Here is an 11,739-nt window from a genome sequence, read left to right as displayed (position 1 = left end):
GTCCCGACCCCGGACATCCGTCCTCCGTCCCACGCCCCCTCCCGCGTTCCCTCCCCCATCCCCGCCCCGCCCGCCGACCGCTGGCGACCGCACCCCGGCAGCGCCTGGCAGTGGCAGCTCAGCGGCAAGGTCGACACGCGGGTCGACGTACCCGTCTACGACATCGACGGTTTCGAGAACGACGCCGCCACCGTCGCCCGGCTGCACGCCGCCGGCCGCAAGGTCATCTGCTACGTCAACGCGGGCGCCTGGGAGGAGTACCGCAGCGACCGGACGGCGTTCCCCGCCGCCCTCCTTGGCCTCGGCAACGGCTGGAACGGCGAGCGCTGGCTCGACATCCGCCGCAGGGACCTGCTGCGGCCCCTGATGGCGCGGCGTTTCGACATGTGCCGTGCCAAGGGCTTCGACGCGGTCGAGCCCGACCTCATGGACGCCTACACCAACCGCTCCGGCTTCCCGCTGACCGCCGCCGACCAGCTCGCCTACAACCGCATGCTCGCCGGGCTCGCCCACGAGCGCGGGATGGCGGTCGGCCTCAAGAACGACCTGGAGCAGATCCCGGAGCTGGTCGGCGACTTCGACTTCGCGGTCAACGAGGAGTGCGCACAGTACGACGAGTGCGACGAGCTGACCCCGTTCATCACCGCGGGCAAGGCGGTCTTCCACGCCGAGTACTCCGTGCCGACGGCGGACTTCTGCCCCACCACCCGCCGGCTCCGCCTCAGCTCGGTCTACAAGCACCTCAACCTCGACGCGTGGCGGCAGTCCTGCTGAGCCCGGTCGTCCTCTACGGGAAGATCCCGTAGAGGACGAGTCTTGTTACCCTCGCGGCATGGCACCCCAGGCGACACCGCCCGCACGACGCGTCCCGGATCTCACCTTCCAGCTGAAGCACATCGCGCATGTGCTCACCACGGAGCTGACGGCGGCGCTCGCCGAGATCGACAGCTCGCCGAGGCTGCACTGCGTGCTGGCCCACGCGCTGACCGGGGAGTTGACGCAGGCGCAGGTGGCGGAGCTCGCGGACCTCGACAAGACCACGATGGTCGTGACGATGGACGAGTTGGAGAAGGCCGGCCTCGCGGAGCGCCGCCCTTCGAGCACGGACCGCCGGGCGCGGATCATCTCGGTCACCGAGGCCGGCGTCCAGCACATCACCGACGGTCTGGTGATCATCGACCGCATCCACAGCGAGGTGCTCGGCACGCTCCCGGAGGCCGAGCGGAAGGTGTTCGCCGCCGCCGTGCAGCGGCTGACCGAAGGCCGGCTGGCCACCCCCGTGGAATCACCGCGCCCGGTGCGAAGGGCCCGGGAGGCACGAATCTAGTCCCGAAGAATATCGTCTACAACAAAACTATCTGCTAGCGTCTCTCTTCCTGGCCCCGAACGCCTTGCAGAGGGAGACGTCATGTCGCTGACGAGATCGACCACGCGGACCCGGCCGCAGCCGCCGGCCCCCGACCGGTCCCGCTGGTTGGCGCTCGCGATCCTGTGCGCGGGAATGCTGATGGTCATCCTCGACGGCAGCATCGTGACCGTGGCGCTGCCCGCCATCCAGAGCGACCTCGGCTTCTCGCAGCCGGACCTCGCCTGGGTGGTCAACGCCTACCTGATCGCGTTCGGCGGCCTGCTGCTCCTCGCCGGACGGTTGGGCGACCTGATCGGCCGCAAGCGCATGTTCCTGGCGGGCATCGCCCTCTTCACCACCGCCTCGCTGCTGTGCGGGGTGGCCGGCACCCCCGCTCTGCTGATCGCCGGCCGGTTCGTCCAGGGCGTCGGCGGCGCGATGGCCTCGGCGGTGAGTCTGGGAATGATCGTGACGCTCTTCCCCGAGCCGCGGGAACGGGCCAGGGCGATCGGCGCGTTCAGCTTCGTCGGTGCCGCCGGGGCCTCGATCGGCCTGGTGCTGGGCGGCGTTCTCACCCAGTCCGCGAGCTGGCACTGGATCTTCTTCATCAACCTGCCGATCGGCGTCGCCGCCGGTGTGCTGGCCGCCCGTACCCTCGTGCCCGACCGCGGCCCCGGCCTGCGCTCCGGGGCCGACGCGACAGGCGCCGCGCTGGTCACCGCCGGCCTGATGCTCGGCGTCTACATGATCGTCCAGGCCGGCGGCGCCGGCTGGGCCTCGGCCCGCACCCTCGGTCTCGGCGCCCTCACGGCCGCCCTGCTCGCCGGGTTCGTCCTCCGGCAGGCGAAGGCCTCGGCCCCACTGCTGCCGCTGCGGGTGTTCCGCTCCCGCCAGGTGTCGGGGGCCAACGCGATCCAGGTCCTGATGATCGCCGCGCTGTTCGGCTTCCAGGTGCTCGTCGTCCTCTACATGCAGCACGTGCTCGGCTACGGCGCCGCCAAGAGCGGTCTGGCGATGCTCCCGTCCGCCGTCGTGATCGGGATCGTCTCGCTCGGCTTCTCCGCCCGCCTGACCGGCCGGCTCGGTGAACGCACGATGGTCGTCTCCGGTCTGGCGCTGCTGCTCGCGGGGCTCCTGCTGCTCAGCCGCGTCCCCGTGCACGGCGGTTACCTCACCGACCTGCTGCCCGTGATGCTGTCCCTCGCCGGCTTCGGCCTCGCCATTCCGGCCCTGACCGGGCTCGGCATGTCCGGTGCCACCGAGCGGGACGCCGGTGTCGCCTCCGGCCTGTTCAACACCACCCAGCAGATCGGCGGCGCCCTCGGCCTGGCACTCCTCAACACCCTCGCCACCTCCCGCACCACCCACCTGCTGAGCACCGGACGATCCGCCCCCGAGGCGCTGACCGGCGGCTACCACCTGGCCTTCACGGTCGGAGCCGGGCTGATCGCGGCGGCCCTGGTCCTCGCCGCCACGACCCTCCCGGCCCGCCGCCGCCCGGCCTGAGCGAGGTGCGGGTCACGCGGCGACGGTGACGGCCCGGCGGGTCAGCAGGGGCTTGCGGCCGACCGAGCGCGTGCCGGCCGCGGCCCTCGCGCCCGTTGCGAAGACCATGACCCGCAGGACCACGAAGCGTCCGACGCCCGCCAGGCCGGACGCCGAGAGGTAGACGCTCTGCTCCAGCAGCGGCCCGGGGTTCGGGTGGACCGCGTGCAGGGCGAGCAGGGCGCCGGTGGTGAACAGGTAGCAGATGGTGGCGGTGAGACCGGACTTCAGGTGGTCGGCCAGTCGGGCGTGGCCCGCCCGGAAGGTGAAGCGGCCGTGCAGCTCGGTGGCGAGCAGGGTGGACACGACGGTCACCACCGCGTTCGCCAGCGCGATCGGCGCATGGCCGGAGACCAGCAGCAGAGCCCCGCTGGACAGCAGCCCAACTCCCCCTCCACAGACCACGAAGCGCACGAACGCCGCCAGCGGGCCGGTGGGGGCCGGTGCCGGTACCGAGGTGGCGGCCATGTCGAACTCCTTGTCAGTGGCGGGTGTCACCGACTCTGCCGCACCGGACTCCCCCGACCCATCCGGCTCATGCCCCATAACTCCTGGGGGTTATCCCTACCCCGCCCCCTACCGGCACCCCTGACGATCTCCCCCGAGGACCCCTGGGGCGGCCGTTCCCTCGCAGGTCAGGCGCTTCCCGGCAGCCGCTCGACCGCTTCCTTGGCCTCTTTCAGCCCGGCGCCCGTCAGGTCGCGGTAGACCTTGATCGCCTGGATCTTCTTGCCCTGGCACACGAGTTCCACGATCTCCCGCAGGTCGGGGGAGATCGGATCCTCGACGCCGAGGTGAGTCAGGATCAGCTCCTGACGGCGCTCCATGAGCCGGAGCCTGCGCTCGACCCGGTCGACCTTCCGCTCGAGCGAGGAGAACAACGCGCCGAAGCCGACCAGCGCGATCAACACCACTATGTACGTCACACCGGACGACCCTACCGAAGGGTCCGTACCGTGCCGGGACAGAGGCGCGCCCCGGTCGGGAAACCCGACCGGGGCGCTCTCGCAGGACGCCGGTGGCGAGACCGGTACGCCTGCGGGTAGGCCATGTGGGACTCGAACCCACAACCAATGGATTAAAAGTCCACTGCTCTAACCATTGAGCTAACGGCCCGTTGTTCCTCCCAGCATAGCCGGGCGCCGGGCCGGGTCCCGCCGCATCGCCCCCGGTCAGCCGCTGGTCAGCCGCCGATGAGCCATGGGACGGGCACGGGGGGAGCGCGGGACGGGCCTGGGGCAGCCGGGCGGCGGAGGTCGGGCGGGGGCCGGATCCGGCCACCCCGAACGCAGAGAAACCGCAGGTCATCCGGGGACGACCTGCGGCTCTCGCTGTGGGCCATGTCGGACTCGAACCGACAACCAATGGATTAAAAGTCCACTGCTCTGCCAATTGAGCTAATGGCCCGCAACCCGCAGCATAGCCCGGCGAGGGGCGCAGGTCCGAGTCTTATCGGCTGCGGATGATCTGTGCCCGGACGACGGCAGGACGCCACCCCTGCCCACGCCCCCGCCCTCCCCTCGCCGCGCCCGGCGCTCCCCGGCTCAGTCGGTGGTCTTCCCGGTGGCCGGTTTGAGGAACCAGTGACGGGCGGAGACCAGCCACCAGGTGGCGGCGAAGCCGAGGACGACGAGAACCGCCACCGGTGCGTAGTTGAAGCTCTTCGCCGTGACGGGGCTCACCTGCGGCAGCATGAACAGCACGGTGATCAGCGCCACCCACCCCAGCGCGAGTATCCCGACCGGCCGGCTCCAGCGCCCCAGGTGCCAGGGCCCGCGCTCGAAGGCGTCGCCCTTGCGCAGCCGCAGGAACGTCGGGATGACGTAGGCGATGTAGAGGCCGATCACGGCGATCGACGTCACCGCCGCGTAGGCCGTGGGGTTGATCAGGTACGGCAGGCCGAGCAGCATCGCGCCGAGGGCCGCGAGCCAGACCGCGTTGGTGGGCGTGCGGGTGCGCTCGTTGATGCGGTGCCAGACGCGGGAGTACGGGAGGGCACCGTCGCGCGAGAACGCGTAGATCATGCGGCTGTTGGCCGTGACCGACGCCATACCGCAGAAGAGCTGCGCGACGATCACGACGAGCAGCAGCGCCTTGCCGCCGGTCGCGCCGAGCCCGTCGATGAGGATCTGCGCGGGCGGCACGCCCGTGTCGCTGCCCAGGGCCCCGCTGTAGCTGTGGATGGAGAAGGTGAATCCGAGCAGCAGCACGAACCCGGCGACCCAGGACGTCCAGATGGACCGGACGATGCCGCGCGGCCCGGCGACGGAGGCGTCGTGGGTCTCCTCGGTCATATGGGCGGACGCGTCGTAGCCGGTGAAGGTGTACTGCGCCATCAGCAGGCCGATCAGCACCACGTAGAGGCTGCTGTTCCACCCCGTGTTGTTGACGAACTCGGTGAAGACGAAGGACGTGGACTGGTGGCTGTCGGGGACGATCGCGAGCGCCCCGACGATGACGGCCACGCCGATCACGTGCCACCACACGCTGATGTCGTTCAGCAGGGCGACGATGCGCACCCCGAAGGTGTTGAGCACGCCGTGCAGCACGAGGATCCCGGCGAACAGGATCATCGTGTGCCCGGGGGTGGCCGGCCAGTCGAACTGCAGCGTCAGATAGGCGTTGAGGAAGCTCGCCGCCCCGAAGTCGATGCCCGCGGTCACCGCGACCTGCCCGAGCACGTTGAACCAGCCGGTGAACCACGCCCAGGCGGCGGCGCTGCGCTCCGGCGCCAACGCCCGCGCCCAGTAGTACAGCCCGGCCGAGGTCGGATACGCGGAACAGACCTCCGCCATGGCCAGCCCGACCACGAGCGTCATCAGCCCGACGCCCACCCAGCCCCACATGATGACCGCCGGGCCGCCGGTGTTCATGCCGAACATGTACAGCGTCAGACACCCGGACAGCACCGAGATGATCGTGAACGACACCGCGAAGTTCGAGAACGCCGACATCCGCCGCGCCAGCACCTGGGTGTACCCCAGTTGCCGCAACCGCTCCTCGTCGGAGCCCTCGGGGGGATCCGCCGGCTGATCCGTACGCATAGTTGTCATGCCCCCAGCAGTTCCCTTGCTGGGGGCATGACATGCACCGCGGATGTCACCGGTTCAGGAGAACCGGGCGACGCCTCAGGACACGGTCTTGTACGGCCTCAGGACACGGTCTTGTACATGTTGTAGCCGGTGCCGATCTTGACGCCGGCCGCGGGGAATCCGCCCTGGGCCGTGCCGTCGTAGCGCCACAGGAACCCGGACGAGTCCCGGCCGATGACATCGTTCCTGCCGTCACCGTTGAGGTCGCCGACGCCCAGGATGATGTTGTAGACCTGCCACCCGGCCGTGAGCTTGACCGGCGCCAGGAAGCCGCCCTTGCCGTTGCCGTCGAACCGCCACATCACGCCGGCCGCGTCCCGGCCCAGCAGCTCGGGGATCCCGTCCCCGGTCAGATCACCGGGCGTCCCGAGCCAGGTGTACGCCTGCCACCCGGCGCTGATCTTGGTCCGCGCCGCCAGGAAGCCGCCCTTGCCGTCGCCGTCATGGCGCCACATCGCACCGGTCGCGTCCCGGCCCACGAGGTCGAACTTCCCGTCGCCGTTGAGGTCCCCCGCGGCCATCAGGGTGTTGTAGACCTGCCAGCCCGTGGTCAGCGTCTGGTACCCCGCGGCCGGGTTCGGCGAGCCGTAGCGGCGCAGCTCGCCCGTCGAGGTGCGCACCAGCACGTCGTTGACGTGGTCGCCGTTGAGGTCGCCCGCCGGGATCAGGAGCGAGTTGGCCGGCCAGCCGCCGGTGATGACCGCTCCGCCGTAGGTGCCGCCGTTGGCACCCATGTGCATCCGGACGTCCGTCGGCGTGGCGGCGTTCCGCCCGAAGAGGTCCGGCCGCCCGTCGCTGTCGTAGTCCCGCAGCACGGGCGTGCTGCCGCTGAGCCCGGTCGCGCCGGAGAGCACCAGGGCGGGGCCGGAGCCGTCGGCGGGCTGGGCGGTCAGCGTCCAGCTGTAGGACCCGTTCGGGACGGTGCGACCGGCGGTGTCCTTGCCGTCCCAGCTCGCGCTGAGCTGCGTGCCGCTGCGGTCGGTGCCGGCCCGGGTGGCGACCACCGCTCCGCGCACGTTCCTGACCGTCAGGTTCCAGCCCGCCGCCGGGCGGGACAGCTGCCAGGTGCCGTGCCAGGTGTTCTCGGCCGGCTCGGAGGAGGAGATGTCGACAACGGCGCCGATCCGGGCGTCGAGCGACGTGAGCGCGGAACGCGGGATCGTCACGGGCTTGATGTGCACGCGCTGCGCGGCGTCCACGTAGGCGACGTGGCCGCCGTACGTGTCGACCGTCCACGTCCGCTGCCGGTCGTCGCCGACCCCGGCCGCGACGGGCGCGAGCTCCGTGGTCGCCGCCGTGCCGAGGTCGGTCAGGTAGAGCTTGCCCGCCGCGCTGTCACGCCGGACGACGAAGCCGTCCCCGAGCAGCGCCTCGCCCTGCGCGACGGCCACGTTCTTCCCGGCCGTCAGGTCCCAGACCCCGGCCTTGGCCGTGGCCTTGGCCGGGTCGCAGTTCCAGTACAGCCAGTGGCTGACGACCTGGAGCTCCTGCGGGACGCATCCGGAACCGATGTTGACCGCGGCGGAGGTCGTCCTCGCCTTCAGGTCGTAGGAGTCGACGGTGCCGGCGACCGTGCCGGCCTTCCACAGGGTCTTGCCCCGCAGCGCCGCCCCGGTGATGTTCCGGGTGAGCACGATCTCGTACGCCCCGGGGTGCTCGAAGTCCCCGACGTACTGCCGGCCGTCCGAGGCGTTGGCGACGAGGTACTGCTCCGAGGCGGACACCACGGAGGTGACGGTCGCCGGGAGATCGATCGCCTGCAGCACGTTCGTCTCGATCGGCGAGAACACCCTGCTGCCGGAGGCGTACGCGGAGCGCCCGTTGCCCCGGGAGACCAGGCGGGGGGACTCGTTGAGCAGCCGGTAGTCGAGCCGGCGCTCGCCCGCCACCGGGCTGCCGGCCGGCGCCAGGTCGTAGGAGTACAGGCCCTTGAGCGGACTGCCGTCCGCGAGGCTGGTCAGCTGGAGGCGTCCGCCGCCCAGCGACAGCCCCTCGATGCCCGCCGTCACCGGGGGCAGCGCCCGCAGGGCGGACACCACCGGCTCCGCGCCGGGCTCGGCGGTGACCTTGCGGATCGCCCAGTCCCGGGGACCGCTGCCACCCGCGACGACCACGCTTCCGTCGGGGCCGTGGGTGAGGGAGTCGCTGGTGTACCGCAGCAGCGTCTTCACCTCGCCGCCGCCGATGGGGATGGCCTCGAGCCGGTCGCCGGGCTGGTAGTCACGCATCTCGGGGGACAGGTTGCGGTTGAAGACGACCCAGTCGCCGACCGTCCCGAACTTGACGAAGGGCGGGGAACCGGCGGGCGGTTCGGGGAGCGTCGTGCGGACCGCCGCCGCCCCGGGGTCGGCGCGGGGAACGGTGTAGACGTCCCGCTCTCCCGGCGTGTAGCCGAGGACCTGGTCCGTGCCGAGGACGACGCTGCCGGTACCGGCCTGGCCGGCGAAGACCTCCCGTACGGTCCCCTGCTCGAAATCGACCAGGAACCGGTGGGCTTCGGTCGGCGAGACGCGCACGGTGAACACCGCGCCCCTGGCGTCCTGGGCGTCGGTGTACGGGGAGATGGTCCCGGCCGGGAGGCCCGTGACGATCTGATCCTTCGTCCCGTCGTCCGTCTTCCGCAGCAGATGCAGGACCTGCGGGTTCGCGGGGTCCGAAAAGTGCTCGATGGCCAGGGTGACCGTCGAGTTGAACGCCGGCAGCCAGCGGAAACCGGCGGGCAGATCGATCGAGGTCTTCACCCGGGTGGTGAGGTTCTCCACCTGGACAGCCCGGGGAGTCGTCGTCTGGACCGCGCTCAGACCGGAGTTGATGGCCTCCACGTCGGCGCGCGGAACGTCCCGGCTCTCCCCCGAAACCGTGTCGGTCCACTGCCGGACGCTGTTCCCCTCCTGCCAGTGGAGGTAACCGCCGTCCCCTGCGGACCGGAGGTCCTCAGCCAGCGGAAGCGGGCGAACTCCCGCCGGGATGACGACCTCGGCGTCGGCGGGACCGTCTGCCGCCACTGCCGTGGGGAGGGTCAGCGCACCGAGACCGGTGGAGAGGGCCAGAGCTGTTACTGCGGCGATACTGCCGCGGACGAGGGCCTGATGGGCCACCCGTACCTCCTGATGATCCGAGAAGAAGGCATGGCGGCACCGCGGCAGAACGCCGCGTCGGCGCAACGATGGTGTGAAAGCCCCCCGGCTTACGTCCCCCCATGCAAGTGATCGGATCTTAACAGGGGTCCCACAGCAAACAGGAGCAACAAAAACGGGCCCGCCCGATGCCGTTGGCATCGGGCGGGCCCGTTCAGTCAGACGCGTTCAGGCCTGTTCAGTTGGCCTTCCAGCGCGGCTTGCGGTCGATCGAGCCGGTGCCGGTCTGGCCGGGGCGGCTGTCACGGCGCTCGAAGGTGCGGCCGGCGGGGCGCTCGTCGCGGCGGTCGCGGTTGACCGGACGGTCGCCGGTGCGGAAGCCGCCACCGGTGGCCGGACGCTCTTCGCGGCGGTCACGGTTGAAGGCCGGGCGGTCGTTGCCACCGGAGCGGTAGCCGCCACCGGTCGCGGGACGGTCGTCGCGGCGCTCGAAGGAACGGCCACCGGTCGGACGGTCGCCGGTCGGGCGGTCGCCGGTCGGGCGGTCGCCGCCGGAGCGGAAGCCACCGGACGGACGGTCGTCACGACGCTCGAAGGAACGGCCACCGGAGGGGCGCTCGTCACGACGGTCACGGTTGAAGCCACCACCCGAGGACGGGCGGTCGTCACGGCGCTCGAACGGACGGCCACCGGTCGGACGGTCGCCACCGGAGCGGAAACCACCGGAGGACGGACGGTCATCGCGACGCTCGAACGGACGGCCACCGGTCGGACGGTCGCCACCGGAGCGGAAACCACCGGAGGACGGACGGTCGTCACGACGCTCGAAGGAACGGCCGCCGGAGGGGCGCTCGTCACGACGGTCGCGGCCCTGGTAGCCACCGGAGGACTGACGGTCGTCACGACGGCCGTAGTTGCCCCGGTCGTCACGACGCTGCGGCTCGGGCTGGACCGGGATGGCCGCGACGCGGGCGGCCTCGGCGGCCGCGGCCTCGGCGATCTCGAGGGCCTTGGCGGCGACGGCCTCGTCCGGGTCCTCGCCACGCTCACGGGCGGAGCGCATGGTGAGGCGGTCGGCCTCCTCGCGCAGCTCGGTGGCCCGGCGCTGCAGCTTCTCCAGCTCGCGGGTCATCTCGGCGACCTCACGCTCGGCCTGGGCCGCGGCGTTCTGGACGGAGTCGGCCTGGACGTCGGTCATCGAGCGGGCGCCGGTGATCGTGGCGACCTCCTCGTCGAAGACGCCCGAGCCGCCGATGATGTGGCGCGAGGCGTCGACGCCCGCGTCCTCCATCAGACGGAAGATGGTCTTGCGCTGGTGCGGAAGCGCCAGCGACACGACCGTGCCGGACTCACCGGCACGGGCGGTACGGCCCGAGCGGTGCAGGTAGTCCTTGTGGTCGGCGGCCGGGTCGACGTTCAGCACCAGACCGATGCCGTCCACGTGGATACCGCGCGCGGCCACGTCGGTCGCGACGAGGACGTTGACGAGACCGCCCTTGAAGTCCTCCAGCACGCGGGTACGCGCGCCCTGGGTCATACCGCCGTGCAGTGCGTCGGCCTTGACGCCCGACTCGATGAGCTGCTCGGCGACACGGTCCGCGCCCATCTGGGTGCGGACGAAGATGATCGTGCGGCCCTTGCGCGCCGCGATGGCGGCCGTGACCGGCGCCTTGTCCTTCGGCTTCACGACGAGCACGTGGTGGGTCATCGTGGTGACCGCGCCCTGCGCCGCGTCGACCTCGTGCGTGACCGGGTCGTTCAGGTAGCGCTTGACCAGCGAGTCGATCTCGTTCTCCAGGGTGGCGGAGAACAGCAGGCGCTGGCCGCCGACCGGGACCTGGTCGAGGATCTCGGTGACCTCGGGCAGGAAGCCCATGTCGGCCATCTGGTCGGCCTCGTCGAGGACCGCGATCTGGATCTTGTCGAGCGAAGCGGCGCCACGGTTCATCAGGTCGCGCAGCCGGCCCGGGGTGGCGACGAGGATGTCGACACCGCGCTCCAGCGCGTAGATCTGGTTGGACATCGAGGTACCGCCGCAGACGACCTTCATCTTGAGGCCGAGGACGTCACCGTACGGCTGCAGCGCATCGGCGACCTGCATGGCGAGCTCACGGGTCGGCGTCAGGATGATGCCGCGCGGGCGCTTCTTCTCGGTGTGGCCACCGGCGAGCAGCGTCAGCAGCGGGAGGCCGAAGGAGAGCGTCTTGCCGGAGCCGGTACGGCCACGGCCCAGGATGTCCTTACCGGCCAGGGCGTCCGGGATGGTCGCGGCCTGGATCGGGAACGGCTTGGTGACGCCGTTCTGCGCGAGCTTGCGGACGATGCCCTCGGCGAGCCCGAGCTCCCCGAACGTGACGCCCGTGTATTCCTCTTCCTCTTCCTCGGCCTCTTCGGCCTCGGCGGCCTCGTTGACGAGGTCCGTGTCCGCGGCGTCGACTGCCTCGGTGGAAGGGGTGTTGTCGGTGGTGTCGGCCTCGACGGCGTCGGTCTCAAGGGACTCGACGGCGGTCGTCACGGCCGTGGTGTCGATCGTGGTGTCGTCAGTCACGGAGTCGTCCGTGGACATGGCGGTACGGTCGGCGGTGTTAATGGGCATGCTAAAGCTGAACCTCTCGGAGACTCGGCACGCGCCAGCTCCGGGGTTCGCATACAACCGCCTCAATGCGGTCAGCAGCCT

General features: G+C 70.9%; 8 protein-coding genes and 2 tRNA genes. 3 read left to right on the top strand and 7 right to left on the bottom strand.

Translation table 11 applies throughout. The annotated features are described in order from the left end of the window. Positions 1-15: 15 nt before the first annotated feature. From O3X23_RS40075 to O3X23_RS40065, 3 genes are all read left to right on the top strand, one after another. Complete coding sequence (locus O3X23_RS40075; RefSeq protein ID WP_269278967.1) at positions 16-774, top strand: endo alpha-1,4 polygalactosaminidase; 759 nt, start codon at positions 16-18, stop codon at positions 772-774. A 58-nt stretch (positions 775-832) separates the two neighbouring features. Next, positions 833-1,327 (top strand): MarR family winged helix-turn-helix transcriptional regulator, encoded by a 495-nt coding sequence (locus tag O3X23_RS40070; protein WP_269278961.1) that lies wholly within the window; start codon positions 833-835, stop codon positions 1,325-1,327. 81 nt (positions 1,328-1,408) lie between these two features. Beyond that, a complete protein-coding gene (locus O3X23_RS40065; protein ID WP_269278957.1) occupies positions 1,409-2,854 on the top strand; it encodes an MFS transporter in 1,446 nt (481 codons plus the stop codon). A 12-nt stretch (positions 2,855-2,866) separates the two neighbouring features. Here O3X23_RS40065 and O3X23_RS40060 read toward each other — a convergent pair whose 3' ends face one another. The 7 genes from O3X23_RS40060 to O3X23_RS40030 form a co-directional block, all read right to left on the bottom strand. Beyond that, entirely contained in the window at positions 2,867-3,361 is a 495-nt protein-coding gene (locus O3X23_RS40060) for a GtrA family protein (RefSeq protein WP_269278954.1), read from the bottom strand. Positions 3,362-3,528: 167 nt separating this feature from the next. Beyond that, positions 3,529-3,819, bottom strand: a complete 291-nt coding sequence (locus O3X23_RS40055; protein WP_269278952.1) for a ribosomal protein L7/L12 — start codon at positions 3,817-3,819, stop codon at positions 3,529-3,531. 117 nt (positions 3,820-3,936) lie between these two features. Further along, positions 3,937-4,009, bottom strand: a tRNA-Lys gene (locus tag O3X23_RS40050). A 218-nt stretch (positions 4,010-4,227) separates the two neighbouring features. After that, positions 4,228-4,300 (bottom strand) — tRNA-Lys (locus O3X23_RS40045). Positions 4,301-4,437: 137 nt separating this feature from the next. After that, the gene (locus O3X23_RS40040) at positions 4,438-5,946 is read right to left on the bottom strand and encodes an amino acid permease (protein WP_269278949.1); all 1,509 of its coding nucleotides are present in this window, start codon (positions 5,944-5,946) and stop codon (positions 4,438-4,440) included. 98 nt (positions 5,947-6,044) lie between these two features. Continuing rightward, positions 6,045-9,083, bottom strand: a complete 3,039-nt coding sequence (locus O3X23_RS40035; protein ID WP_269278946.1) for an FG-GAP-like repeat-containing protein — start codon at positions 9,081-9,083, stop codon at positions 6,045-6,047. Positions 9,084-9,300: 217 nt separating this feature from the next. Next, entirely contained in the window at positions 9,301-11,658 is a 2,358-nt protein-coding gene (locus O3X23_RS40030) for a DEAD/DEAH box helicase (protein WP_269278943.1), read from the bottom strand. Positions 11,659-11,739: the final 81 nt, after the last annotated feature.

It is taken from the genome of Streptomyces sp. H39-S7, assembly GCF_027158205.1.
GTDB lineage: Bacteria > Actinomycetota > Actinomycetes > Streptomycetales > Streptomycetaceae > Actinacidiphila.
Note: the sequence above shows the minus strand (reverse complement) of the source record. Positions and strands in the feature narration are given on the sequence as shown.